Raw genomic sequence first — 24,754 nt, forward strand, 5'->3', positions numbered from 1 at the left:
CAATTAAGGCACGCGCAACCCGTCCGGCATCGCAGGCTGGCGTCGGACCAGGACAAGCGCGACCAAGATCGTCGGCAGCAGGATCCCGAGGCCCAGCAAGGTCACTTGCATCTGCGACAGCGGCATGATGCCGCCGCCTGGGGTCGCCACCACGAAGCCGCCGATCACCAGCAGCACGCGAATGGGCCATTCCAGGCTGCCTGTGCCGCGCAGATCGCCGACGAAGGGCTGGTAGCCCTGGATGCCGCCGCAGATGAACAGCGTGCCGAAGGCGGCGAGGCCCATCAGGCCGAGGCCGGCGAGATAGGGGCTCGGCCCCTGCAGCACCAGCGCCGGATTGAGCACGAAGATGAACGGCAGGAAATAGATGATGCTGCCGACCCACATCGATTCCCAGCCCGTCTTCATCGCCGGCGAACCGGCGATGCCGGCGGCTGCGAAGGAGGCGATCGCGACCGGCGGCGTGATCGACGACAGCATGCCCCAGTAGAAGATGAACATGTGCACGGCCATGCGGTTGAGCCCGAGCTTCTCCAGCGCCGGCGCGACCAGGATGGCGAGGAAGATGTAGCAGGCCGTCGTCGTCAGCCCGAGGCCGAGGATGAGGCTGGTGAGGGCGCACATGCCGAGCAGCAGGAAGGCGTTGTCGCCGGCAATATGCAAGAGGTCGTTGGCGAGGCTCGAGACCACGCCGGTCATCGAGAAGGCCCCGATCAGGAGGCCGCAGCCGGCGAGAATGCCGACCAGCTCCACGAAGGTGCGCCCGTTCACCTCCAGGAACCTGCCGATGGTCGCGAGCGTCCAGCGCGTGTCCTTGGAGAAGAACTGGTTGAGCACCAGGAGCAGCGCGGTCGCATAGAACGGCGCGTGGCTCTCGCGCTTGAAGTAGAGCAGCATCACGATCAGGAGCGCGATGACGAAGACGTAGTACCAGCCGTCCTTGATCGTATCCATGATGCGCGGCAGCTCGGCGCGCGGAATCCCCTTCAGCTTGTGGCGGGCGGCATAGGCGTCGACCTGCATGAACAGGCCGACATAGTAGAGCACCGCCGGAATGATCGCGGCGAGCGCGACGTCGGCGTAGCTGACGTTGAGGAATTGCGCGATCACGAAGGCGGTCGCGCCCATCACCGGCGGGGCCAGCACCGCGCCGGTGGAGGCGCAGGCCTCGATCGCGCCGGCATAGGATGCGCGAAAACCGCTCTTCTTCATGACCGGGATGGTCATGGTGCCGGCGGTCAGCACGTTGGAGATGATCGAGCCCGACATCATGCCGAGCAGGCCGCTGGCAAAGATGCAGACCTTCGCGGCGCCGCCGCGGAAGGTGCCGCACAGCGCGAAGGCGAGGTTGATGAAGAATTTTCCCGCGCCCGTCATCATCAGCGCGGTGCCGAACACCAGGAAGCCGATCACGGTATCGGCGAAGGCTTGAATGGGAATGCCGAGCAGGCTTTCGCCGGAGAGCACATGATAGGCGGTCGCCTGCTCGAGCGTCGATTGCGTGCCGCGGAACGGCCCGAGCCAGCCGGCCTCGGCGAACAGCGGATAGACGGTGAAGGGGAGCACGCTGAGCAGCAGGCTCCAGCCGCCGGTACGGCGCAGCGCCTCCATCAGCATCACCCACATAACGAGGCCTGCGGCGATCACGCCGTTCGGGGCGCCGCCGAATTCCCAGCCGGCCTCCGCCGCCTTGCGCACGTTCGACATCAGCATGAGGGATGCCGCGAACGTCGCGACGAAGAGGGCGAGGTCGTACCAGGGGATCCGGTCGAGCGGCGCGCGCTCGGTGCCCGGAAAGATCAGGAAGGTGAACGGCAGCATCAACGCGATCAGGAGATAGAAATACTCGGTGTTGAGCTGGGTGTAGCCGATGAAGAAGCGCAGCGAGAATTGCTGGTTGATGCAGAGCAGGATGGTCGCCGCGGTCGCCGCCACCAGCGCCCAGCGCCAGGCGCCGCGCAACGTGCGCACGCGCGTCACCTCCGCCTCCTGCATATTGCCGGCGGCGCCATGCGGATCGTCGAACACGACCCGCTTGGCCTCGTCTTGCGGGGAGGTGGAGTTGGAAGCAGAAGACATCATCGACCCCGCGCGTGGGCTGCTAACCGTTGACTAAAGGAAATTGGTTGTTGGTTGAATCGATCGCGCCGCGGGCGTGCTTAACCTCTCCCGCTTGCGGGAGAGGTCGGCGCGCAGCGCCGGGTGAGGGCTTTCTCCTCTGGGGGAATCCCACCGCGGAAATACCCTCTCCCCAACCCTCTCCCGCAAGCGGGAGAGGGAGCGCACTTCCCGCGCAGCAACGATCAAACCCAACAGCATCGCATTCTATTCCTCGAACCCGTTCGGCATGCCGGCCTTGGCAAGCGCCGCAGCGCGCGCCTTCATCCAGCCGTCGAGGAAGGCCTTGTCATCCGAAGGCGGATTGGACTTGCCGTAATCGGCCCACGCCGCGGCCAGCACCTCCTGCCGCTTGATCAGCTTGTTGTTGTGCGCGTCCTGCGCATCGCTCCATTGTCCGGCTTCCTTCAGCGCCTTCACCGCGCCGGGATGCACCGGCACCACCCAGTTCTTGGTCTGGCGGTCGGCCGCGAGCCCGCCGGCGCCGGGCGCGGAATCCTTGTAGGCGTCGTAGTTCACGATCATCGCCTTGGTGACTGCGTAGACCTGGTCGGCCGGCTGCGAGGCGTAGGCGACGAAGATCGGGTAGGGATAGTTGCCGAGCTCGACCGGCTTCTCCGGCGAGATGCCGGCGCCGCAGGTCGCAGTCTGCGGGAAGAAGAACGAACCGACCTTCTGCATTCGCGCCCAGCCTTCCTTGTCCTTGGCGGGCAGCGGCGGCCAGATCAGGCCGCGCGGCGAAGTCTCGGCTTCCTTGGCGGGGCCGGTGATGGTGGTGCCGAAGGCGGCATCGACGTCGTTGTTGATCAGCCCTTTCCACATCGCCCCGTAGCTTGCGAACTCGACGGCCTTGACGTCCTTCTGCGTCAGCCCTGCGAAGGCGAGTACGGCCAGCGAATTCTGATTCAGAGCGGGCGAGCCGACCACGAAGCCGACGCGCTTGCCCCTGAGGTCCTTCAGCTCCTTCACGCCGGTGTCGGCGGCCACCGCAAGCGAGCCGCAATTGCAGTCGACGGTCGAGAGCAGGATCTGCAGCGGCTGCGGTCCCCATTCCTTCGAGCCGAACTCGAACACGCCTTCTTGTGCGAAGTAAGTGCCCGATCCCATCGCCGCGGAGGCCGCGCGCTTGGCGCGCAGCGGCGCGAGGCGGGCAACGTCGTTGCCTGCGGGGAGCACGCGCACGTCGGTGCCGTATTTGTCCTTCATCATCTTGCCGACGCCGACCGCGATGTTGAAGCCGGCGGTGCCGGTGTCATAGGCGGTGAACGTCAACGTCGCCGGTAGCTTGATGTCTTCGGCGAACGCATAGCGTGTAGACGCAAAAGAAATGCCCGCCACCAAGGCAGGCGCGAGCACGAGCAGCCCACGAAGCATGTTTCCCTCCAATGATCCCCGTTTTGCCGCGAGGATTTTCTTTCTTTGTTTGAAACAACGTTTTGTTTGCAACAGATCATGTCACTGCCATCAAGCGATGGCAACGCCGTGCTGCGCATGCAGGAATGCGGCTGACAGATTGTCGCGGAAATGACCGGATAAAGCGCTCAACTCGTGACGATCGCGATCGCCTGTCCCTCCGCAACGAGGTCGTTGAGCTTCACCAGAAGCGATGTGATCGTTCCGTTCGCAGGCGACGGCACAGGTATTTCCATCTTCATCGCTTCGACCACCACAACGTAATCGCCATCTGCGACGGTTCCTCCAACTTGCACGGGAGTTGCGCAGATGCGTCCCGCGACCTCCGTCACGATCTTAATTTCTGGCATGCCATCGCCTTTTTGTTGTCGTCGCAAAATGCCTGAGGTAGCGTCGTCTGCAAGCGGAATTTAATTCCGCAGAGCGGAACAGACGGTAGGAAACATGGGACGACGATCGGAGCGGTTGAGTAGGCAAGGCGCGCTCGCTGGCGATGCCGGTGAGGGTGATGTCATCCAGGTGGTCTCGCGCGCGTTCGACGTGTTGCGATGCTTCGAGGGCCACGAGGCGAGGCTCGGCAATCTCGAGATTTCAAACCGCTGCGGTCTGCCGCGCTCGACGGTATCGCGGCTCACGCACACGCTGACGCGCATGGGCCAGCTCGTGTATCTCCCGCGCGATCAGAAATATCGCATCGGCCCGAGCGCGGTGGCGATGAGCGCCTCGATGATGAAGGGCGCGCAGCTGCGCAGCATGATCCGGCAACGGCTCCAGGAAGTGGCCGAGCAATTGCCGGGCACCGTCGGCTTCGTCGTGCCCGATCGCTTCCATCTCGTCTATCTCCTGTTCGCGCGCTCGGCGAGCGCACTCGGCCTGCACGAGGGCACCGGCAGCCGCATCTCGATGGCCTCGACCGCCGCTGGCGCGGCCTACACCGCGGCCCTGGCGCCGGAAGTCGGCGATGCCTTCGTTGCAGACATGGAGCGGGAAGCCCCCGAGGCTGCCAAGATTCTCAAGCCCCGCATCGAGGCCAACCGGCAGTCGCTGCGCGAGCGCGGCTATGTCGTGGCCTGCGGCCTCTGGAGCCCGCACATCAACGGCCTCGCGGTGCCGATCTGGTCGCCGCAATACCAGACCTTCGTGGTGATCACGATCGGCCTTCTGTCGGCGATGTATGACGAGCAGCGTCTGCATGACGAAGTCGCCCCGCTGATGCTCGCGCTCGGCCGCTCGCTCGGCAGCCTGATGGAGGGCGCGGAAGGCGACGCCTTCAGCAGCCGTATCTCGCGTAAGCCGGTCGCCATGGCCGTGCACAACAATAACAAGCCGATCAAGTCGGAGGGAGTGAATGAACTGGAAGCCGGAACTCGACGAGCTCGCCCGGCGCGAAGCCTTCGCGCGGGAGATGGGCGGCGTTGACAAGGTCAAGCGACAGCATGACCAGGGCCGACTGACTGTTCGGGAGCGTATCGACAAGCTGATCGACAAAGGCAGCTTTCACGAGATCGGTGCCGTCTCCGGCATCGGTGAGTACGATACCAGCGGCGAGCTGCAGAAATTGACGCCGGCGAACTGCGTGTTCGGCCGCGCGCGCGTCGACGGCCGCACCGTGGTCGTGGTCGGCGACGATTTTACGGTCCGCGGCGGCTCGGCGGATGCGTCGATTTCCGCAAAACCGCTGATGGCGGAGGAGATGGCGCACGACTTCCGCCTGCCCATCGTCCGCATCATCGAGGGCTCCGGCGGCGGCGGCTCGGTCAAGACCATCGAGACCAAGGGCGCGGCCAACTTGCCGGGCGGCATCGGCGGTACGCGCTGGTATCGCTTCACGACCGAGAATCTGTCGCGCGTGCCCGTGGTCGCGCTCGGCCTCGGCTCGGTCGCAGGCCTTGGTGCCGCGCGTCTCGCGTCCAGCCACTATTCCATCATGACGCGGAAGTCCGCGATGTTCGTCGCGGGGCCGCCGGTGGTGAAGGCGCTGGGGCAGGATCTTTCCAAGGAGGAGCTCGGCGGCGCCGAGATCCAGACCCGCGCCGGCGCGATCGATCATGCGGTCGATACCGAGGAGGAGGCGTTCGCCTGCGCGCGGCGTTTCCTCTCTTACCTGCCATCATCGGTCTACGAGCTGCCGCCGACCTTGCCCTGCACCGACAATCCCGAGCGCAGCGACGAAGCGCTCATGAATGCGGTGCCGCGCAACCGCAAGCAGGTCTACAAGATGCGGCCCATCATCGAGTCCGTCGTCGACAAGGGCTCCTTCTTCGAGGTCTCCAGGAATTTTGGCAAGCCCATCATCGTCGGCCTCGCGCGGCTCGAGGGCAGGGCGGTGCTGCTGCTGGCCAGCGACAGCTTTCACTATGGCGGCTCCTGGACCGCGGATGCCTGCCAGAAGGTGGTGCGCTGGGTCGACTTCGCGGAAACCTTTCATCTGCCGATCGTCTATCTCATGGATTGCCCCGGCTTCATGATCGGCCTCGATGCCGAGAAGGCGGCCACCATCCGCCACGGCGTCCGCGTCATGGCCGCGGTGAACCAGACCACCGTGCCCTGGTGCACCGTGATCCTGCGCAACGCGTTCGGCGTCGCCGGCGTCGTGCATCAGCCGGCCGACCGCTTCTCCATCCGCTACGCCTGGCCGTCGGCCTATTGGGGCTCGCTCCCGCTCGAAGGCGGCATCGAGGCCGCCTACCGCGCCGACATCGACGCGGCGGAAGACAAAACGGCGAAGCTGAAGGAGATCGAGGAGCGCCTCAACAAGCTGCGCTCGCCGTTCCGCTCGGCCGAGAAATTCTGGGTCGAGGAGATCATCGATCCCAGGAAGACGCGGTCGCTCCTGTGCGAATTCGCACGTCCCGCCGAGCCGCTGCGCAAGCCAGGACCGCCGGAGAATTTTTCGATCAGGCCGTAGATCCTTGTGCCGCTCGTGCCCCGGACGCAGCGCAGCGCCGCCGGAGATGCGAAGCATCGTCCGGCGGTGGTGCGCTGCAGAGCCGGGGCCCATGCAACAGCGTGCTCGCAGTCTCCTGGGTCCCGGCTCAGCGCCGCAACGCCTAAGGCGTTGCAGCGCGTCCGGGACACGAGAGTGAAGGTAGCGCCGGCGCAATCCAAAGCCCTTCCACGACAAAACAATAACGCGCTAAGCTCCGCCAACAAAAACAACAGGAAGCGCCAATCGTGTACGACTTCATCATCGTGGGCGGCGGCTCGGCGGGGTCCGTGCTGGCCCACCGGCTCTCCGCCAGGAGCGCCAACAAGGTCCTGCTGTGCGAGGCCGGGCAGGACACACCACCCGGCAACGAGCCTGCCGAGATCAGGGACAGCTATCCGGGCACGGCCTATTTCGATCCGCGCTTCCACTGGACCGAGCTCAAGGTCACGACGCAGCTCGTCAGCCACAACAATCCCAACGAATCGCGTCCGCCGTTACGCAAGTACGAGCAGGCGCGCGTGCTGGGCGGCGGCTCGTCGATCAACGGTCAGATGGCCAATCGCGGCGCGCCGACCGACTACGACGAATGGCAGGCGCGGGGCGCCGAGGGCTGGTCGTGGGCCGACGTGCTGCCCTTCTTCAAGAAGGTCGAACGCGATCTCGACTTCGACGGACCGTATCACGGCAAGGACGGCCGGATCCCGGTCCGCCGCATCCCGCGGGAGCACTGGACGCAGCATTCGGAGGCGTTCGCGCAAGCCTTCCAGCAGGCCGGCCACCAGTTCGTGCCCGACCAGAACGGCGAGTTCGTCGACGGCTATTTCCCGGTGACGCATTCCAACCAGGCCGAGCAGCGCGTCTCGGCCGCCATGGGTTATCTCGATCGCGACACCCGCGCGCGTACGAACCTTGCGATCTCCACCAACACGCAAGTGCGGGAGCTGCTGTTCGACGGTACGCGCTGTGTCGGCGTGAAGGCACTCGTTGACGGACGCGAGCAGGAATTCCGCGGACGCGAGATCATTCTCTCCAGCGGCGCCATCCATTCGCCGGCGCATCTGCTCCGCGCCGGCATCGGCCCGGTCGGCCATCTCAAGGATATGGGCATTCCCGTGCTGATGGGCTTGCCGGGCGTCGGCCAGCGCCTGATGGATCATCCTTCGATCTCGCTGTCGTCCTTTGTCCGCCGCGGCGCGCGCATGAACGAGCACACCAGGCGCCACATGCAGCTTGGCCTGCGCTATTCCTCCGGGTTGCCTGATGTGCCCAAGGGCGACATGTTCGTCGTCGTCATCAGCAAGTCGGCCTGGCACGCCGTCGGCGCGCAGATCGGCTCGCTCCTGACCTTCGTCAACAAGACCTATTCCGAGACCGGACAGGTCAAGCTTGCCTCGCGCGATCCCTCGGCAGAGCCGATCGTCGAGTTCAACCTGCTGTCCGACCGGCGCGATCTCGATCGCCTGATGAGCGGCTTCCGCAAGATGGCGGCCGTGCAGATGAGCGAGGTCGTCAGGAAGGTGACGGACAAGCCGTTCCCGGCCGCCTATACCGATCGCGTCCGCAAGATCGGCGTCGTCAACACCAGGAACAGGATTCTCACCACGATCGCCGCGGCCTTGATGGACGGTCCGGCGGCGCTGCGTCACTACATGATCGACAATTTCGTGGTGGAAGGCTTCACCTTCGATCAGGTGATGAACGACGACGAGGCGCTGGAAGCCTTCGTGCGCAAGGCGACGATCGGCGTCTGGCACGCCTCGTGCTCTTGCCGGATGGGCCACGCCAACGATCCGATGGCGGTGGTCGATCATCAGGGCCGCGTCAAGGGCATGCAGGGCCTTCGCGTCGTCGACGCCTCGATCTTCCCGGTGGTGCCATGCGCCAACACCAACTTCCCGGTCCTGATGTCGGCGGAGAAGATTGCGGCCGCGATCATGACGTGAGCGGCAGCCGCTTCTGGTTATCCGGGGCAGTAGAGGGAAGAGGAGCGCTGATAGGAACCTTGTCCGGCGTGCTGCATTCAACGCGCATGAGAAACCTGTATTTCGGCATCGGCGCTCTCGCCGGCGCGCTGGTTCTCCTCACGATTTGGCTGGGCCAGCACGAGCGCCAGGCATCAATCGACCGTCTTCAGCAATGGGAGATTCCGCGTTCGCCTGCACGCTAGGAAGCGCCAACCAGGTGTCTTCCGCAACGCTCCGGATGCGAACCGGATTTGATTGCATGCCGCAAACAGCGCGCACCCAGCGTGCATTCGTGCGCTGCGCGTGAATCATCTCGGTCGCTACGTGTAGGCTATGGCACGATTGCAGGTCGTGTCGCGCAATGCAGCGATTTTCAGCCGCTCTTTAGGCCCATTTCAGCCAAACTGTTATTGGTCTCTCGTTGTCCGGGGCAGGGTCTCTCATTGGAGTCCTGCAATGTTCAAGCGAGTATTTTCTGCGTGCCTCTTCGTTGCCCTGGGGTCTGCCGCTTCGGAGGCGCGGCCTTATCGCATTCATCAAGCTCCTGAATGCAATGTCAGCATGCCCTGCGACTTCTCGTATTCGCAGACGCGACGCGAGCGGACTTCCAGGTCCTCACTAGCTTCCAGATCCTCACTGATTTCCAAGCCCTCGCTGCAAGCCTACCGCTCGACGCAACTGACAGTGACCGATGCTGGGAGCACCGCCGCGCCGGCGGCCGTCTCCGATGTCTCCGGCGTACGCATTGGCGTACGCATTGTCGGTGGCCGTCCGGCCGGTTGCCCCTCGTCCTTCTGCGGCTGCGGCGCGGCTTTGCGCGTGTTCGGCCGTATCGTGCCGGAGTTGAATCTTGCGTCCAACTGGCTGCGCTTTCCGCGGACATCACCCGCACCAGGAATGGTTGCTGCGCGACGAGGACACGTTTTCGTCCTGGAGCAGCACCTCGGAGGCGACGTCTGGATGGCCTATGACGCCAACTCGGGCGGGCGCGCGACGCGAATCCACGCGCGTTCATTGCGAGGCTATACGATCGTCAATCCGCGCGGCGGTTCGGTGGCTTGAGGACGGCAGACGCCACTCTCGACAAGACCGTGGGTGGGGCGCAATAGCTTTGCGACCCACCGACGCTGGACCGGAGTAATCGCATGTGGGAACGGATCCCTGCAGCCATCCTTCGAGACGCCCGCTTTGGCGGGCTCCTCAGGATGAGGGCGGAGTACGCTGCAGCAGCTTCAGCGGGCCCGATGCCAATTAGCCTCATCCTGAGGAGACCGCTGGAAGCGGTCGTCTCGAAGGACGAGGCGCTTGCTCAGACCGTTCCAACAGATCATATGCGATAGCCCTGCACGCTGGAGCAATTGTCGGCGCCGGGCGCAGCGTCGATCACAGCCGCAGAACCTTGCCGGGATTCATGATGTTCTGCGGATCGAGCGCCCGCTTGATGGTTCGCATGATGTCGAGCTCGGTCTTCGACCGGTAGTGGCTGAGCTCGTCGAGCTTCTCGACGCCGATGCCGTGCTCCGCCGAGATCGAGCCACCCATCGAGGTGATGAGATCGTTGACGGCCCGCGTGATGGCGCCCTTGTATTGCGCCAGCGTCTGCTGATCCATGCCCACCGGCCCCATGAACGAGAAATGCAGATTGCCGTCGCCGATGTGTCCGAGCGGGTAGGGCCTGATGCTCGGGAGAATGTCGAGCACGGCCTTGGTACCCTTGTCGATGAACTCCGGTATGCGGGAGATCGCCACCGACACGTCGTAGCTCAGCCCAGGTCCTTCGGCCCGGGAGGCCTCGGCGACACCCTCCCGGATGCGCCACATGTTGCGCGACTGGCCGACCGTATGAGCGATCGCGGCATCGAGCACCCGGCCGGCCTCGAGCTGATCGGCGAGAAACTGCTCCAGCTTCTCGGACATGCCCTCGGTCCCGTCCCGGCGTGGGCGCGCCGACGACCATTCGAGCAGGAGATACCATGGCGTCTCCGCCTTGAGCGGATCCTGGGTGCCGGGGATATGGCGCAGCACCATGTCGATCGCGCTGCGGCTCATCAGCTCGCAGGAGCCGACATTGTCTTCGGAAGCGCTGTGGGCTTCGGACAGGATCTCCAGGGCCGCGCGTGGATCCCGGATCGCCAGCCACGCGGTGCAGACGTCCTTCGGTGCGGGCCATAGCTTGAGCACGGCCTTGGTGATGATGCCCAGCGTGCCTTCGGCGCCCATGAACAGATGCTTGAGGTCGTAGCCGGTGTTGTCCTTCTTGAGCGCGCGCAATCCGTCCCAGACCTCGCCGTTGGGCAGGACGACCTCGAGCCCCAGCACGAGGTTGCGGGCATTGCCATAGCGCAGCACTTGCACGCCGCCCGCGTTGGTCGAGAGGTTGCCGCCGATCATGCACGAGCCCTGGGCGCCGAGGCTGAGCGGCAGGAACCTGTCGTGCTGGCTTGCGGTCTCCTGAAGCGTCTGCAGCACGCAGCCGGCCTCGACCGTCATCGCATAGCCGACGGGGTCGACGTCCAGCACGCGGTTCATGCGGCCGAGCGACAGCACGATGCCGGTGTGCGCAGGCCAGGGCGTCGCCCCGCCCATCAGGCCGGTGTTGCCACCCTGCGGCACGATCGCGATGCCGTGCTCATGGCAGAGCCGCACGACCCTAGAGACTTCCTCGGTGCTGCCGGGCCGAACGACCGCGCCGGCACCGCCAACCAGCAATCCCCGCCAATCCGTCACGAACGGCTGCTTGCCGTGCTCGTCCTCGATCAGGCCCTTCTCGCCCACGATCGCGCGCAAGGCATCGCGCATCTCGGCGGTCACAGGAGCGGTCGGGATGATGGGATCGGAGGATAGGAAGGCAGCCGGCATTTCGTTTCCCCTGGGTACATCTTGGTGTGTACTCGATGTGCCGATCCCGGCAACGTTCGGGCAATCTTTGCAACATTTCTAAACAGCTTCGTCAACATCCCGCGGCTGTTCCGGCGTAGGACGCGCCCAGACTTTGCGGAATCAGGATCGGCAGAATGTTATTGAAGTTTCCGGCGGCGCGCATGGGCATCGGCGCGGCCTGCCTCGTGCTTATCGGCATCAGCCCGTTGTGCGCGGAGCCGGTGTTCGACAGTCTGGCCGGCGCTTGGTCGGGCATCGGCACGATGAAGCCGTCGGATGGTCCGCGTGAGAAGGTCCGCTGCAAGGTGGCGTACAACGTCACCAGGCCGGGGCGGTCGCTGACACTTGATCTACGCTGCGCAAGCGATGCGTACAAGATGGTCCTATCCGCGAACATCGAGCAGAGCGGGACGGAGCTTTCCGGCAACTGGTTCGAGAGCGAATATCGACAGGGCGGCAAGGTCTACGGCACGAACAAGGATGGCCTGATCGAGGCGCGAATTGAGGGGAACACGGTGGCCGCGCTGGTGACGATCCAGACCAAGAGCAATCGTCAATCCTTTCTGATGGAGGCACCGGGGTCCTGGATGTCGGAGGTCGCGATCGAATTGAACAAGGAAGCGAAGTGACCTCGACCTTCGTTCATCGGCACCACTGCCTCCGGGCGCACGCCGAGTGAATTCGGAATAATCGCATAATGCCACTGTGTTGCCCGACGTGTCAAATGGCGCTCGCGACGCACTAGGCTAAGTCATTGATCCGTCACGCCCCGGCTACTGTGCATGGGGTTGTTTTTGCACTTTTTGCTTGAGCGGCCAGCCGGAAGGCGCCTCACGCCCACTCCGTCTCCCGGTGCACGTCGTGCACCACGAGGCCCATGCCTTCGTCCGGCATCTTGATCCAGTCGCGGCGCTTCAGGGTGCGCTTGGTGTCCTCGTAGCCAGAGGTCCAGTGCTCGCGCATCGAGGTGCCAGAGAATTCGTGGTCCTTGGCGTCGCCCTCATAGGCCTTCTGCTGGTAGATCAGATGCAGGATCGCGATCTCCGGCATGTTGCACAGGCTCGCCTTGAGCTTGCGCTCCTCGTCGGAGAGCTGCTCGTCCGGGAGCTTCGCCAGCGCCTTGTAGAGCAGGACCTTGAGATTGTGGGTGCGGCGGTAGACGTCGGTGTTGTGGCGGGTGCGCGAGGAATACATGATGTCCTTGTGGCGGGCCATGACGTCCTGGATCGAGCGCGGCAGCACGCCGCGCGCGCTGAACAGGTCGACCTGGAACACCAGCGAATTGAGCGCATCCTCCTGGTCGAGCAGATGCTGGAGCGGCGTGTTGGAGACGATGCCGCCGTCCCAGAAATGATCGGTGCCGATCCGCACCATCGGCAGCGCCGGGGGCAGGGCGCCGGAGGCCATGACGTGCTCCGGCTCGATCTCGTCATGGGCGTTGTCGAAATAGATGAAGTTGCCCGAGAGCACGTTCACCGCGCCGACCGCGAAGCGGACCTTCTTCTCGTTGATCAGATCGAAGTCGACGAGCTCGTTGAGGCTCTCCTTCAGCGGCATCGTGTCGTAATAGCTGGTCGCGGTCCGCGCGCCGACCGGGCTGAGCCAGGGATTGACCTGGTGCGGGGTGAAGAAGCCGGGCTGCCCCAGTGCCGACGTCATCCACGCGCTGGTGAGATTGCGCCACTGGCGGAAGATGTCGCCATCGGGCGTGTAGTGCCAGATCTTGCGGTTGGTGATGCGCTCCCAGAAAATGCGCAGCGCCTCCAGCCGCTTCTCCGGCTTGTTGCCGGCGATGATGGCGGAGTTGATCGCGCCGATCGAGACGCCGCAGACCCAGTCCGGCTCGATGCCGGCCTCGTGCAGCGCCTGGTAGACGCCGGCCTGGTAGGCGCCGAGCGCGCCGCCGCCTTGCAGCACCAGCGCGACCCGGTCGCAGCGCTCGGGACGCCAGCCGTGCGCCGGCGGCTGATGTGTCGAATGCATCGGTTGCGACGTGCGGGCGTCCATGGTGCGTCTCCCTCGCGTATTCCCAAACGATTGCGTCCCGCGGTGACGGCGTGATGACAGAGTTGGTGCCGATGCATCGGCTGCATGCACGGTGGCTGCTGCGGGAATGGCAGCGGTCGCGTGCCTGACGGAAATCCTTCACATCGCAGTCAATGAGGCCGGCTAGCAATTTCCATCACCGCATGACGCTGCCGGGCGGCCATCAGAGACATCACACAGCAGGAGAGACCGATGCGCAGGGAAGAGGTGCTGAGACTTCCGTCGATGCCCGCGGCCGGGCCGAGCTATCCCGCCGGGCCCTATCGTTTCGTCAACCGCGAATTCCTCGTCATCACCTACGAGACCGATCCAGAGCTGATCCGCGCCGGCCTGCCCGAGCCGCTGGAGCCGATCGACCAGCCGATCGTGCATTACGAATGGATCAAGATGCCTGATTCCTCCGGCTTCGGCAGCTACACCGAGTCAGGCCTCGTCATCCCGGCGCGCCTCAACGGCGAGGAGGTCAACTTCGTCTCCCAGATGTATCTGGACGACGACCCGCCGATCGCGGCCGGCCGCGAGATCTGGGGCTTTCCGAAGAAGTACGCCCATCCCAAGCTCGAGATCGTCAAGGACACGCTGACGGGCACGCTGGAGTATGCCGGCCAGCTCGTCGCCATGGGCACCATGGGCTACAAGCACGAGAGCATGGCCGGCAACGGCGATCGCACCCGCGCCACGCTGTCGAAGGCGCAGGTCAACCTGAAGATGATCCCGGGCGTCGATGGCCGTCTGGAGGTCTGCCAGCTCGTCGCCATCAACCTCATCGACATCGTGCCGAAGGGCTCGTGGATGGGCCCCGGCCGCTTGCATCTGGTGCCGCATGTCAATGCGCCGGTCGCGGATTTCCCGGTCCGGCGCTGCCTCGGCGCACATCATTACATCGCCGACCTGACGCTGCCGTTCGGCCGTGTCGTGCACGACTACGTCAGGGAGGCCGAGGCAACCGGGCTGGCGGCGGAGTAGGGTCCATCATCAAACTGTAACACTGGCGTAATTGAGTACCCGCGTGGGGTCCGGAAGATGCCGTCAGCCATCTTCCGGATACGGGGCATTGTTGACGGTTGGGGTTGGCCATGGCTGAGCCGGCGAAGCTAGTCAGCGCGCTATCGAACACTGACCCAGCCATTCCCGGACTCGTCTGGGCGTTCCGCCTGCACGGCGACGGCAGCGCCGAGGCGCTGCCGATCGACCAGCCGATCGAGTTCAGCCATGACGGCCGGCTCTGGCTGCACTTCAACCTGACGGATGCGCGCGTGCGGCCGTGGATCGCGGGATCAACGCTGCCGCCGCTCGCGCGCGAGCTCTTGCTGTCGAACGACACGTTCCAGCAGCTTCACGTCATCGATCATTGCGTCTACGGCGTGTTCTCCGATCTCGTCCGCGAGATCGATAGTCCGACGGAAGAGGCCGCGTTCCTGCGCTTCGCCATGACCGAGCATCTCCTGGTCAGCGGCCGCCATCACGCCCTATGCTCGGCGGAGGCGACGCGCCGCGTGCTCGAAGGCGGCTACCGCGTCGACAATGTCGCCCATCTCCTGGAAAAGATCGTCGACGAGGTCGCCGACACGCTTGACAGGATGGCCGACAAGCTCGGGCAGGAGATCGACGGCATCGAGGAGCGGATTCTCGCTGACGATACCAGGCCGGAGATGCGCCGCAATCTCGGCCGGCTGCGCCGCACCTGCGTCAGGTTGCATCGGCAGCTCACCGGCCTGCGCGTGTTGTTCCACCGCCTCGACCAGAAGAACACCGATCGCCTGTCGCCGGCGTTGCGCATCCACGCCGGCAAGCTGGCGCAGCGGCTCGACGGCCTCGATCACGACATCGTCGAATTGCGCGAACGCAGCCGGCTGCTCGAGGAGGAGCTGCGTTTCAAGAACGAGGAGGAGAGCAATCGCCACCTCCACACGCTCTCGATCGTAACCTCGCTGCTGCTGCCGCCGACGCTGGTCACCGGGATCTTCGGCATGAACACCAAGGGCCTGCCGCTCACCGAGGTCGAGACCGGATTCCTCTGGGCGGCGGTGCTGATGGCCTCCTCGGTTGCTGCGGCCTATCTCTTCATGCGGCGGACGGGCATATTCAAGTAGCGTATGCCACCGGATATCGGCCGTGATCGGGACTGCCAATAGCTCTCCGTTGCGATGCGCGATCGTGCTTGCATGCACCATCGCCAGCACCCATGCGCTCGCCGGCGCCAAGGACGAAAGCGCGGCTGGATGGCTGGCGCCGAACTGGTTCAACGAGTGGCATGACGGGCTCGCCAACAAGGGCCTCAACTTCGGCGCCACCTACATCGCCGACAACATCGGCAACGCCACGGGCGGCGTTGCCCGCGGCGCCATCCATTTCGGCCGGCTCGACCTCTCGATCGACGCCGATCTCGACAAGCTGGTCGGCTGGACCGGCGGCCGCTTCTACGCCAATGCCCTCGTGATCTACGGCCGCGGGCTCTCCCGCAACTATGTGATGAACCTCGCCACCATCAGCGAGATCGAGGCGCTGCCCGACCAGCGGCTCTACAATGCCTATTTCGAGCAGAGCTTCTTCAATGATCGGCTGAACATCAGGGCCGGCCAGCAGGCCGCCGACGTCGAGTTCTTCGACAGCCAGACCGACGACCTCTTCGTCAACGGCACCTTCGGCTGGCCGGCGATCAAGGCGAGCAACCTCCCGGCCGGCGGCCCGGCGCCGCCGATCGCGGTGCCCGGCATTCGCATCAGGGCCGCGCTATCAGACAAGATCACCGCCTATGGCGCGGTGTTCAACGGCGATCCGTCAGGGCCGGGCGATATCGATCCGCAATTGCGCGATCATCATGGCCTGGCCTTCCGCGTCAACGATCCGCCCTGGGTGATCGGGCAGGTCCGCTTCAACTACGACATCGATGTCGGAGGCCGTCCGCTCGCCGGCAATGTCACGCCGGGCGCCTGGAAGCACTATGGCTCGTTCGACAGCCAGCGCTTCACGGCAGAGGGGCAATCGATTGCCGATCCCGCTGGGAGCGGCATTCCCGCAAGACTTCGCGGCAATTACGGGATCTTCGCCGTGATTGAGCAGGTGCTCTATCGCCCGCCGGAGGTGAGGGAGAACAGCACCTCGGCCTCGCTTCCCGGCGTCACGGCGTTCGGCCGCATCGCCTACAGTCCGCCGGACCGCAATCTGATCGACCTGTACGTTGACGGCGGTATCGGCTTCGTCGGCTTCACGCCCGGCCGTCCGCTCGACCGCTTCGGCGTGGCGATGGCCTACATGCGGATCTCGAACACCGCGCGCAATCTCGATCTCGACACCCTGGCCTTTACCGGCATCCAGAGTCCGGTGCGCAGCAACGAGACCCTGATCGAGATGATCTACGAGGCGCACGTCAAGCCGGGCTGGCTGATCGCGCCGTACTTCCAATACGTGTTTCGCCCCTCCGGCGGCGTCCCGAACCCGAACGATCCGACCGGCGTTTCGCGGATCGGTGACGCCGCGGTGTTCGGCGTCACCACCACGATCAGGTATTAGGCCATCGCCGGCTTCGGCTCAGTCTTCGGCTGCCGCGCCAGCGCCAGCACGATCAGCGATGCGAACACGCAGAGCGCGCCGGCGATGAAGAAGGCGGGCAGGTAGCTCTGATAGACCGTCCGCGAGAACCCGGCGCCGAACGCGGCCGTGCCGGCGCCGAGCTGATGGCCGGCGAAGATCCAGCCGAACACCAGATTGGCGCGCTCAGGCCCGAACTTTTGCGCCGTGAGGCGGACCGTCGGCGGCACCGTGGCGATCCAGTCGAGACCATAGAACATCGCGAAGACCGAGAGGCCGTAGAACGAGAAGTCGCTGAAGGGCAGGAAGATCAGCGAGAGCCCGCGCAGGCCGTAGTACCAGAACAGCAGCCAGCGATTGTCGTAGCGGTCCGACAGCCAGCCGGACATGACCGTGCCGAAGAAGTCGAAGATGCCCATCGCGGCGAGCAGGCTCGCGGCCTGCACCTGCGGGATGCCGAAATCGAGGCACATTGGAATCAGGTGCACCTGAACGAGGCCGTTGGTCGAGGCGCCGCAGACGAAGAAGGTCGCGAACAGGATCCAGAACGCCGTCGACGTCGAGGCGTCGCGCAGCGTGCCGAGCGCAACGCCGGTGATCGAGCCGCGGCTCACCGGCGGTGCGGGCAAGGGCTCGGTGCTCTCATCGCCGAACGGCCGCAGGCCGACGTCGCTGGGGCGGTCACGCATCGCGAGCAGCACGGCCAGTGCGGAAACGCCGAGCATGATGCAGACGAAGCCGAGCGCGAGCCGCCAGCCGTAGCGTTCGGTGAGGCTTGCCAGCAGCGGCAGGAACACGAGCTGGCCGGTGGCGACGCTCGCCGTCATGATGCCGACCACGAGGCCGCGTCGTGCCGCGAACCAGCGCGTGGCAATGGTCGCGCCCAGCACCAGCGCGGTCATGCCGGTGCCGATGCCGATCACCACGCCCCACAGCGCGATGAGCTGCCAGACCTCGGTCATGCCGAGCGAGAGCACGAGCGCCGAGACCACGATCAGCTGCGCGGCGAGCGTGACGTTGCGCAGGCCATAGCGGTTGAGCAGGGCGGCTGCGAACGGCGCCATCAGCCCGAACAGGATGAAGCGGATCGACAGCGCGGAGGAGATCTCCGCCGTGCTCCAGCCGAACTCCTTTTGCAGGGGAACGATGAACACGCCGGGCGCGCCGACCGTGCCGGCGCTGATCAGCGCGGCGAGGAAGGTCACGCCGACCATCACCCAGCCGTAGTGGATGTTGCGGCGGGACAGTGCTGCCGCGAGCCAGTTCGAGATCATTGGGCCTCAGTGTTGTTGGCGAGCCCACGGGACCCGCGTCCTTGCTATCTGGCACAATCGAGGAAAGTCTGAAATGACAGACCTCCCTCAATTTCGGACATTGGCTGCTAGTGCGCCAGGCGCTCTACGGCGATCGCCGTGGCTTCGCCGCCGCCGATACAGAGCGCCGCGATGCCGCGCTTGAGGTTGTTGGCCTCCAATGCATGCAGCAGGGTCACGATCAGCCGCGCGCCGGTCGCGCCGATGGGATGGCCGAGCGCGCAGGCGCCGCCGTTGATGTTGAGCTTGTCGCGGGGAATGCCGAGGTCGCGCTGCGCCGCCATCGCCACCACGGCGAAGGCCTCGTTGATCTCGAACAGGTCGACATCGCCGGCGCTCCAGCCGACCTTGTCCAGCAGCTTGCGGATCGCCGGGATCGGCGCTGTGGTGAACCATTGCGGCTCCTGGCTATGGGTGGCGTGCCCCTTGATCTCGGCGAGAACAGGCAAACCGCTGCGGTCGGCCAGCGAGCGTTTGGTCAGCACGAGGGCCGCGGCGCCGTCGGCATTGGCGGAGGAGGCCGCCGGCGTGATGGTGCCGTTGGCGCGGAATGCCGGTTTCAGCCCGGGGATCTTCGCGGGGTCGACCTTGAGCGGATGCTCGTCGTTGGCGATGATGCGGGGACCTGCCTTCTCGGTCAGCGTGATCGGCGCGATCTCGGCCTTGAAGGCGCCGCCCTCGACTGCCTTGCGCGCGCGGCTCAGCGTCTCCATTGCGTAAGTGTCCTGGTCCTTGCGGGTGAATTGATAGGCTTCCGCGGTCGCCTCGCCGAAATCGCCCATCGAGCGGCCGGTCTCGTAGGCGTCTTCCAGGCCGTCCATCATCATGTGGTCGATGATGCGGTCGTGGCCGACGCGATAGCCGCCGCGCGCCTTGGCGAGCAGATACGGCGCGTTGCTCATGCTCTCCATGCCGCCGGAAACGACGATCTCTGCTGAGCCGGCGCGAATGATGTCATGCGCCAGCATGGTCGCCTTCATGCCGGAGCCGCAGACCTTGTTCACCGTGGTCGCGCCGGTGGCGTCCGGCAAACCGGCGCTACGCGCCGCCTGGCGCGCCGGCGCCTGGCCTTGTCCGGCCGGCAGCACGCAGCCCATGAAAACCTCGTCAACCTTCTCGGGGGCGAGCTTGGCACGCTCGAGCGTCGCGGCGATCACGTGTGATCCAAGCTTGTGCGCGGGGAGTGGCGACAGCTCGCCCATGAAGCGACCGAGCGGGGTGCGTGCGGCGGAGACGATGACGACGGGATCGGTGGCTTCGGCCATGGTATAACTCCCTGCGATGACGGGGTAAGATTATGTTCATCATATGATGCAGCGCAAAAAATGCAACCGCGCGAGGGATGAGAAAATATCGTGGTTCGGATGAGATTTAGTCGTTCGGTTGGAGGAGGGGCGATGCCGTTGTGGCTGGGGGCTGGGTAGTTGCCGCATAGCACACTGTCATCGCCCGCGAAGGCGGGCGATCCAGTACTCCGTGACAGCCGTAATGAATCGAGGGGCCGCGGCGTACTGGATGCCCCGCCTTCGCGGGGCATGACACCGTCTCTGGGGCGTTTATCGCCTCCCAGCGCCTACCGTTTCCTGTTCACGAACGCCTGCATCAGCCGTGTCGGCTCATCCGTCAGGAACGATTCGCCGAATACCTTCACGCTCAGATTCACCGACTCCGTCAGCGGCAATTCCTCCCACTGCCGCAGCAGCGCCTTCTGCGAGCGCAGGGCCTCGGGGCCGCAGGCGAGCAGCGCCTCCACGACGTGCTCGATCGCGGCATCCAGCTCCCCGGGCGCGGCGACCTTGTCGACCAGGCCCCACGCGAGCGCCGTCGGAGCGTCGATATTCTCCGCCGTCATCACCAGCCAGCGCGCGCGGGCCCAACCGATCAGGCGCGGCAAGAGTGCCGCATGGATCACTGACGGGATGCCGACGCGCACCTCGGGCATACCGAAATGGGAATCATGCGCGGCGATCCGGAAGTCGCAGGCCGCCGCCACTTCGAGCCCGCCGCCGAGGCACCAGCCCGGCATGCGTGCGATGACCGGGGCAGGGAAGGCGCGCACCGCTTCGCAGAGATCGCGCAGGCGGCTGATGAAGGCCTCGGCGGATTTCTGGTCGAGCCCGGCCATCTCCTTGATGTCGGCGCCCCCGATCAGGCTCTGCTCGCTCTGGCCACGCAGCACCACGACGCGGATGCTGCGGTCGGAGCTGAGCTGCTGGAGGCCTTCGCGCACGGCGTCGGTCACGGGTGAGCCGAGAATGTTGAGCGGCCCGGCGTTGCAGATTGCGACATGAACGACGCCACGCGCATCGCGCGTCACGCCGCAGTGGTGGTTGAGCATTTCCATCGTCGGATCTCGAAAGGCTTTTGTGGACGCGCAAGGTACGCTGGTCGGGATCACTTCCGAGCCGAAACGACCGTTTTGTCAAGCGGGCAGGAAGGGCAGAGTTGTCAACGCGAAATCCGTGCCATAGTATGATTTGTATCATGCAAAGAGGTGGCCATGGCCGACATCGATCAACTCGACCTGTTTTCGCCGGCGCAGCGGCGTGAGCGCGTGGTGGATTGGCAAGTGCCTGCACCGGTGGCGAGAGCGGCCATGGGGCTGTCAGGCATGGACGCCATGCTTGGCATTCGCGACGGTCGTCTGCCGCCGCCGCCCTTCGCAAAGCTGATCGGCTTCACCGTGGGCGTGGTCGAGCCGGGCCGGATCGTCATGGAACTGGAGCCGCGCGAGGATCTCGAGAACACCATCGGCCTTCTCCATGGCGCGACCGCAGCGGCGCTGCTCGATACGGCCATGGGATGCGCGATCTCGACCCGGCTCGAGGCCGGGCAAAGCTCGGTGACCCTCGATCTGAAGCTGACCTACTTGCGCCCGCTGTCGGTTCGCTCGGGACTGATCTCGGCCGAAGGCAAGATCATCAAGCTGGGGCGCCAGACCAGCTACGCGGAAGGCTTCGTCCGCGACGGCAAAGGCGCGCTCGCGGTCCATGCAACCGCAACCTTTTCCATGGTCGGCAACAACTAAACATGAATTAATGCACCGTTCGGGCTACTTTCGTGTTATGAGATGATCTCCGACATTCAATGAGATCCGCATGCGCTATTCCCGGGAACACAAGCAGGAAACCCACGACCGGATCGTCAAGAAGGCTTCCGTGCGACTTCGCGAAAAGGGCGCTCATGGCATCGGCGTCGCCGACCTCATGAAGGAGGCGGGCCTGACCCATGGCGGCTTCTATGCGCATTTCGATTCCCGCGAGGCGCTGGTGATCGAGGCCTTTGGCTATGCCATGGACCGCTCGATGGAGCACTGGCGCAAGCTCACCGGCGAGGCCGCTCCTGAAAAGCGGCTGGCGCTGATCGCGGAGAGCTATCTTTCGACGCTGCATCGCGACAATCCCGGCCATGGCTGTTCGATTCCCGCCCTGGGCGCCGAGATCGCCCGCGAGAGCCCGAAGGCGCGCAAGGCCTTTGCCGGCAAGCTCGATGAGATGATCGAGACCCTGACCGACACCATCCCGAACCTGCCGCGCAAGACCGCCCGCAAGCAGGCGATCGCGACCCTGGCGATGATGGCCGGCACCATGCTGCTGGCGCGCATCGCAGGCTCGAGCGAGCTGTCCGACGAGGTGCTGAAGGCGGGCCGGGACGGCGTGCTCGATGGCGCGAAGCGTGAGCCGAAGGTGGCGGCCGCGAAGAGGGCGAAGCAGAACTAGGCGAGATGCCGGGTGGGCAAAGGCGCGTCAGCGCCGTGCCCACCATCTTTCCGCGATCGCGGCTGGCATGGTGGGCACGCCACGCGCCGCGCATGCGCGCGTCTCGTCGCTTTGCCCACCCGAGAGCGGTGCTACCGCCCCGCAAACAGCGCCCGCTCGCGCTCGACAATTTCCGAGATGTAATCCGCCACCGCCCGGATCCGCGCAAGGTCCTTGCTGTCGGCGTGCATCAGCATCCAGAACGTCCGCGTGATCGAGATCTCGTCCGGCAGCACTGGCACGAGCTGCGGATAGTCGCTCGCCATGAAATGCGGCAACACGGCGATGCCGAAGCCGGAGAGGGTGGCGTTGAGCTGGGCGATCAGATTGGCGCTGCGAAAGCGCGCGGAGATCCGCGGCGAGACCTGCGGCAGATAGTCGAGCTCCGGCGTGAACAAGAGCTCCTCGATGTAGCCGACGAAGCGGTGCTGCGTCAGGTCCTGCCGCGAGGTGATCTCAGGGAAGCGATCGAGATAGGCGGGTGCGGCATAGAGCCCAAGGCGGTAGTCGAGCAGCTTGCGGCCGACGATGCGGCCTTCCTTCGGCATGGTCAGGCTGATGGCGATATCGGCCTCGCGCTTGGAGAGGCTGAACAGCCGCGCGGTAGCCACAAGTTGCAGGTCGAGATCGGGATAGCGGTCCGCGAACGGCGCCAGCCGTGGCGCCAGGAAGGCGGTGCCGAATCCGTCAGGGGCGCCGATCCGCACCGTCCCGGTCAGCCGCGCCACGGAGCCGCCGACCTGCTCCTGGTTGGCGACGATGGTCGATTCCATCGCTTCCGCACTGTCGGCCACCCGCTGACCGGCCTCGGTGAGGAGATAGCCGGTCTTGCGCCGGTCAAACAGTTTTGCCGACAGGTGCTTTTCCAGCCGGTCGACGCGGCGGATCACCGTGGCGTGGTCGACACCGAGCTGTTTTGCCGCAGCCGACACCGAGCCGCCCCGAACGATGGCCAGCACGAAGCGAAAGTCGTCCCAATCGATAGCGCCTTGATCCAGCATTTTCGCACATCTATGGTGCATTATCTCAGACTTGAATCCTATAAAATGCAGGTCGATAGGATTTGTCAAAGCGAACACGCTAGGCCTGAAGGAGATCATTCCATGCGTTCAGTCGGACATTTCATCGGTGGCAAGGAGGTCAAGGGTACCTCGGGCCGCACCGCCGACGTTTTCGAGCCGATGACCGGCGACGTCCAGGCCAAGGTGGCGCTGGCGTCCAAGGCCGAGGTCCGCGCCGCCGTCGAGAACGCCCGCGCCGCGCAGCCGGAATGGGCCGCGACCAATCCGCAGCGCCGCGCCCGCGTCATGTCGAAGTTCGTCGAGCTGGTGCAGCGCGACTACGACAAGCTCGCCGAGCTGCTCGCCCGTGAGCACGGCAAGACCGTGCCGGACGCCAAGGGCGACATCCAGCGCGGCCTCGAAGTGGCGGAATTCGCCTGCGGCATCCCGCATCTGATGAAGGGCGAGTACACAGAAGGCGCCGGCCCCGGCATCGACATCTATTCGATGCGCCAGGCGCTCGGCGTCGTCGCCGGCATCACGCCGTTCAACTTCCCGGCGATGATCCCGATGTGGAAGTTCGCGCCCGCGATTGCCTGCGGCAACGCCTTCATCCTCAAGCCGTCGGAACGCGATCCCGGCGTGCCGATGCTGCTCGCCGAGCTCATGATCGAGGCGGGCCTGCCGGCCGGCATCCTCAATGTCGTCAACGGTGACAAGGAAGCGGTCGACGCCATCCTCGACGATCCCGACATCAAGGCCATCGGCTTCGTCGGCTCCACGCCGATCGCGCAGTACATCTATGAGCGTGCGGCGCAGACCGGCAAGCGCTGCCAGTGCTTCGGCGGCGCCAAGAACCACGCCATCATCATGCCCGATGCCGACATGGACCAAGCGGTCGATGCGCTGATCGGCGCCGGCTACGGCTCGGCCGGCGAGCGCTGCATGGCCGTTTCGGTCGCCGTTCCCGTCGGCAAGCCCACCGCGGATCGCCTGATGGAAAAGCTGATCCCGCGCGTCGAGAGCCTGAAGATCGGCACCTCCATCGATCCCTCGGCCGATTACGGTCCGCTGGTCACGCGCGAGGCGGTCGAGAAGGTCAAGAGCTACATCGACATCGGCATCAAGGAAGGCGCAACGCTCGCCGTCGACGGCCGCGGCTTCAAGATGCAGGGCTATGAGAACGGCTTCTATCTCGGCGGTTCGCTGTTCGACAACGTCACCAAGGACATGCGGATCTACAAGGAAGAGATCTTCGGCCCGGTGCTCTCGGTCGTGCGCGCGCATGACTACAAGGAAGCGCTGGCGCTGCCGTCCGACCACGACTACGGCAACGGCGTTGCCATCTTCACCCGTGACGGCGACGCTGCGCGCGACTTCGCGGCCAAGGTGAACGTCGGCATGGTCGGCATCAACGTGCCGATCCCGGTGCCGATCGCCTATTACACCTTCGGCGGCTGGAAGAAGTCGGGTTTCGGCGATCTCAACCAGCACGGCCCGGACTCGGTCCGCTTCTACACCAAGACCAAGACGGTGACCTCGCGCTGGCCGTCCGGCGTCAAGGAAGGTGCGGAGTTCTCGATCCCGCTGATGAAGTAGTGCGATCGGTGTGAGCTCTCGCGGCATCGGGAAATCACCTCTCCCTTCGGGAGAGGCAAAGGCCGCTCTTCTGGCGGCCGTTCTAAGAGGACGCCGAAGCGAAGCTTCGGCTGTGGCGAAGCGCCCGGTGAGGGGTTACGGTCTCTCGTCGGAGCAGCGCCCCCTCACCCGATTTGCTGCGCAAATCGACCTGTCCCCGCAG

General features: G+C 65.0%; 21 protein-coding genes. 12 read left to right on the forward strand and 9 right to left on the reverse strand.

Annotation, left to right across the window (positions count from 1 at the left end; genetic code table 11):
• Positions 1 to 3 precede the first annotated feature (3 nt).
• From CVM73_RS10210 to CVM73_RS10225, 3 genes are all read right to left on the reverse strand, one after another.
• Positions 4 to 2,079, reverse strand: a complete 2,076-nt coding sequence (locus CVM73_RS10210; RefSeq protein WP_100231932.1) for a TRAP transporter permease — start codon at positions 2,077 to 2,079, stop codon at positions 4 to 6.
• A gap of 246 nt (positions 2,080 to 2,325) precedes the next feature.
• On the reverse strand, positions 2,326 to 3,492 hold the full coding sequence (locus CVM73_RS10220; protein ID WP_100231870.1) for a TAXI family TRAP transporter solute-binding subunit: 1,167 nt from the start codon (positions 3,490 to 3,492) through the stop codon (positions 2,326 to 2,328).
• Between the two features lie 167 nt (positions 3,493 to 3,659).
• On the reverse strand, positions 3,660 to 3,881 hold the full coding sequence (locus CVM73_RS10225; RefSeq protein ID WP_100231871.1) for an acyl-CoA carboxylase biotin carboxyl carrier protein subunit: 222 nt from the start codon (positions 3,879 to 3,881) through the stop codon (positions 3,660 to 3,662).
• Positions 3,882 to 3,975: 94 nt separating this feature from the next.
• Here CVM73_RS10225 and CVM73_RS10230 point away from each other — a divergent pair, with 94 nt between their 5' ends.
• From CVM73_RS10230 to CVM73_RS10245, 5 genes are all read left to right on the forward strand, one after another.
• Entirely contained in the window at positions 3,976 to 4,950 is a 975-nt protein-coding gene (locus CVM73_RS10230) for an IclR family transcriptional regulator (RefSeq protein WP_100231872.1), read from the forward strand.
• Positions 4,880 to 6,439 (forward strand): acyl-CoA carboxylase subunit beta, encoded by a 1,560-nt coding sequence (locus tag CVM73_RS10235; protein WP_100231873.1) that lies wholly within the window; start codon positions 4,880 to 4,882, stop codon positions 6,437 to 6,439. The genes CVM73_RS10230 and CVM73_RS10235 overlap by 71 nt, the downstream gene beginning before the upstream one ends.
• A gap of 266 nt (positions 6,440 to 6,705) precedes the next feature.
• Positions 6,706 to 8,403: a GMC family oxidoreductase gene (locus tag CVM73_RS10240; protein ID WP_100231874.1), complete on the forward strand. Its 1,698-nt coding sequence runs from the start codon at positions 6,706 to 6,708 to the stop codon at positions 8,401 to 8,403.
• Positions 8,404 to 8,462: 59 nt separating this feature from the next.
• A complete protein-coding gene (locus CVM73_RS39695) occupies positions 8,463 to 8,627 on the forward strand; it encodes a hypothetical protein (RefSeq protein ID WP_158237563.1) in 165 nt (54 codons plus the stop codon).
• A 253-nt stretch (positions 8,628 to 8,880) separates the two neighbouring features.
• The gene (locus CVM73_RS10245; RefSeq protein ID WP_167406754.1) at positions 8,881 to 9,486 is read left to right on the forward strand and encodes a hypothetical protein; all 606 of its coding nucleotides are present in this window, start codon (positions 8,881 to 8,883) and stop codon (positions 9,484 to 9,486) included.
• 321 nt (positions 9,487 to 9,807) lie between these two features.
• On the opposite strand, the gene CVM73_RS10255 is transcribed toward CVM73_RS10245, so the two are convergent.
• On the reverse strand, positions 9,808 to 11,283 hold the full coding sequence (locus tag CVM73_RS10255) for an FAD-binding oxidoreductase (protein ID WP_100231876.1): 1,476 nt from the start codon (positions 11,281 to 11,283) through the stop codon (positions 9,808 to 9,810).
• Positions 11,284 to 11,465: 182 nt separating this feature from the next.
• On the opposite strand from CVM73_RS10255, the gene CVM73_RS10260 reads away from it, so the two are divergent.
• The gene (locus CVM73_RS10260; RefSeq protein WP_245452275.1) at positions 11,466 to 11,933 is read left to right on the forward strand and encodes a hypothetical protein; all 468 of its coding nucleotides are present in this window, start codon (positions 11,466 to 11,468) and stop codon (positions 11,931 to 11,933) included.
• 202 nt (positions 11,934 to 12,135) lie between these two features.
• On the opposite strand, the gene CVM73_RS10265 is transcribed toward CVM73_RS10260, so the two are convergent.
• Positions 12,136 to 13,311: a patatin-like phospholipase family protein gene (locus CVM73_RS10265; protein ID WP_100231878.1), complete on the reverse strand. Its 1,176-nt coding sequence runs from the start codon at positions 13,309 to 13,311 to the stop codon at positions 12,136 to 12,138.
• A gap of 231 nt (positions 13,312 to 13,542) precedes the next feature.
• On the opposite strand from CVM73_RS10265, the gene CVM73_RS10270 reads away from it, so the two are divergent.
• The 3 genes from CVM73_RS10270 (at position 13,543) to CVM73_RS10280 (ending at position 16,863) form a co-directional block, all read left to right on the forward strand.
• A complete protein-coding gene (locus CVM73_RS10270; protein ID WP_100231879.1) occupies positions 13,543 to 14,316 on the forward strand; it encodes an acetoacetate decarboxylase in 774 nt (257 codons plus the stop codon).
• A gap of 110 nt (positions 14,317 to 14,426) precedes the next feature.
• A complete protein-coding gene (locus CVM73_RS10275; protein WP_100231880.1) occupies positions 14,427 to 15,443 on the forward strand; it encodes a transporter in 1,017 nt (338 codons plus the stop codon).
• A gap of 22 nt (positions 15,444 to 15,465) precedes the next feature.
• Positions 15,466 to 16,863 (forward strand): carbohydrate porin, encoded by a 1,398-nt coding sequence (locus CVM73_RS10280; RefSeq protein ID WP_100231881.1) that lies wholly within the window; start codon positions 15,466 to 15,468, stop codon positions 16,861 to 16,863.
• On the opposite strand, the gene CVM73_RS10285 is transcribed toward CVM73_RS10280, so the two are convergent.
• The 3 genes from CVM73_RS10285 to CVM73_RS10295 all read right to left on the reverse strand — a co-directional run bounded on the left by CVM73_RS10285 (position 16,860) and on the right by CVM73_RS10295 (position 20,538).
• The gene (locus CVM73_RS10285; RefSeq protein WP_100231882.1) at positions 16,860 to 18,155 is read right to left on the reverse strand and encodes an MFS transporter; all 1,296 of its coding nucleotides are present in this window, start codon (positions 18,153 to 18,155) and stop codon (positions 16,860 to 16,862) included. The genes CVM73_RS10280 and CVM73_RS10285 overlap by 4 nt on opposite strands.
• A gap of 107 nt (positions 18,156 to 18,262) precedes the next feature.
• Positions 18,263 to 19,459, reverse strand: a complete 1,197-nt coding sequence (locus CVM73_RS10290) for an acetyl-CoA C-acyltransferase (protein WP_100231883.1) — start codon at positions 19,457 to 19,459, stop codon at positions 18,263 to 18,265.
• A gap of 308 nt (positions 19,460 to 19,767) precedes the next feature.
• Positions 19,768 to 20,538 carry an enoyl-CoA hydratase gene (locus tag CVM73_RS10295; protein ID WP_100231884.1) on the reverse strand — a complete coding sequence of 257 codons (771 nt, stop codon included), beginning with the start codon at positions 20,536 to 20,538 and terminating at the stop codon, positions 19,768 to 19,770.
• Positions 20,539 to 20,694: 156 nt separating this feature from the next.
• Between CVM73_RS10295 and CVM73_RS10300 the strand changes: the two genes are divergently transcribed.
• The gene (locus tag CVM73_RS10300; protein WP_100231885.1) at positions 20,695 to 21,222 is read left to right on the forward strand and encodes a PaaI family thioesterase; all 528 of its coding nucleotides are present in this window, start codon (positions 20,695 to 20,697) and stop codon (positions 21,220 to 21,222) included.
• A 70-nt stretch (positions 21,223 to 21,292) separates the two neighbouring features.
• Complete coding sequence (locus CVM73_RS10305; RefSeq protein WP_100231886.1) at positions 21,293 to 21,913, forward strand: TetR/AcrR family transcriptional regulator; 621 nt, start codon at positions 21,293 to 21,295, stop codon at positions 21,911 to 21,913.
• 131 nt (positions 21,914 to 22,044) lie between these two features.
• Here CVM73_RS10305 and CVM73_RS10310 read toward each other — a convergent pair whose 3' ends face one another.
• Positions 22,045 to 22,953 (reverse strand): LysR family transcriptional regulator, encoded by a 909-nt coding sequence (locus CVM73_RS10310; protein WP_100231887.1) that lies wholly within the window; start codon positions 22,951 to 22,953, stop codon positions 22,045 to 22,047.
• A gap of 102 nt (positions 22,954 to 23,055) precedes the next feature.
• Here CVM73_RS10310 and CVM73_RS10315 point away from each other — a divergent pair, with 102 nt between their 5' ends.
• The gene (locus CVM73_RS10315; RefSeq protein WP_100231888.1) at positions 23,056 to 24,552 is read left to right on the forward strand and encodes a CoA-acylating methylmalonate-semialdehyde dehydrogenase; all 1,497 of its coding nucleotides are present in this window, start codon (positions 23,056 to 23,058) and stop codon (positions 24,550 to 24,552) included.
• Positions 24,553 to 24,754 lie beyond the last annotated feature (202 nt).

Origin of the sequence: Bradyrhizobium forestalis (genome assembly GCF_002795245.1) — a bacterium.
Lineage (GTDB): Bacteria > Pseudomonadota > Alphaproteobacteria > Rhizobiales > Xanthobacteraceae > Bradyrhizobium > Bradyrhizobium forestalis.

Coding starts and splice junctions, on each gene's coding strand:
- CVM73_RS10210 (WP_100231932.1), bottom strand. CDS start 2,079: ATGTCTTCTGCTTCCAACTCCACCTCCCCGCAAGACGAGGCCAAGCGG.
- CVM73_RS10220 (WP_100231870.1), bottom strand. CDS start 3,492: ATGCTTCGTGGGCTGCTCGTGCTCGCGCCTGCCTTGGTGGCGGGCATT.
- CVM73_RS10225 (WP_100231871.1), bottom strand. CDS start 3,881: ATGCCAGAAATTAAGATCGTGACGGAGGTCGCGGGACGCATCTGCGCA.
- CVM73_RS10230 (WP_100231872.1), top strand. CDS start 3,976: ATGGGACGACGATCGGAGCGGTTGAGTAGGCAAGGCGCGCTCGCTGGC.
- CVM73_RS10235 (WP_100231873.1), top strand. CDS start 4,880: ATGAACTGGAAGCCGGAACTCGACGAGCTCGCCCGGCGCGAAGCCTTC.
- CVM73_RS10245 (WP_167406754.1), top strand. CDS start 8,881: ATGTTCAAGCGAGTATTTTCTGCGTGCCTCTTCGTTGCCCTGGGGTCT.
- CVM73_RS10255 (WP_100231876.1), bottom strand. CDS start 11,283: ATGCCGGCTGCCTTCCTATCCTCCGATCCCATCATCCCGACCGCTCCT.
- CVM73_RS10260 (WP_245452275.1), top strand. CDS start 11,466: ATGGGCATCGGCGCGGCCTGCCTCGTGCTTATCGGCATCAGCCCGTTG.
- CVM73_RS10265 (WP_100231878.1), bottom strand. CDS start 13,311: ATGGACGCCCGCACGTCGCAACCGATGCATTCGACACATCAGCCGCCG.
- CVM73_RS10270 (WP_100231879.1), top strand. CDS start 13,543: ATGCGCAGGGAAGAGGTGCTGAGACTTCCGTCGATGCCCGCGGCCGGG.
- CVM73_RS10275 (WP_100231880.1), top strand. CDS start 14,427: ATGGCTGAGCCGGCGAAGCTAGTCAGCGCGCTATCGAACACTGACCCA.
- CVM73_RS10285 (WP_100231882.1), bottom strand. CDS start 18,155: ATGATCTCGAACTGGCTCGCGGCAGCACTGTCCCGCCGCAACATCCAC.
- CVM73_RS10290 (WP_100231883.1), bottom strand. CDS start 19,459: ATGGCCGAAGCCACCGATCCCGTCGTCATCGTCTCCGCCGCACGCACC.
- CVM73_RS10295 (WP_100231884.1), bottom strand. CDS start 20,538: ATGGAAATGCTCAACCACCACTGCGGCGTGACGCGCGATGCGCGTGGC.
- CVM73_RS10300 (WP_100231885.1), top strand. CDS start 20,695: ATGGCCGACATCGATCAACTCGACCTGTTTTCGCCGGCGCAGCGGCGT.
- CVM73_RS10305 (WP_100231886.1), top strand. CDS start 21,293: ATGCGCTATTCCCGGGAACACAAGCAGGAAACCCACGACCGGATCGTC.
- CVM73_RS10310 (WP_100231887.1), bottom strand. CDS start 22,953: ATGCTGGATCAAGGCGCTATCGATTGGGACGACTTTCGCTTCGTGCTG.
- CVM73_RS10315 (WP_100231888.1), top strand. CDS start 23,056: ATGCGTTCAGTCGGACATTTCATCGGTGGCAAGGAGGTCAAGGGTACC.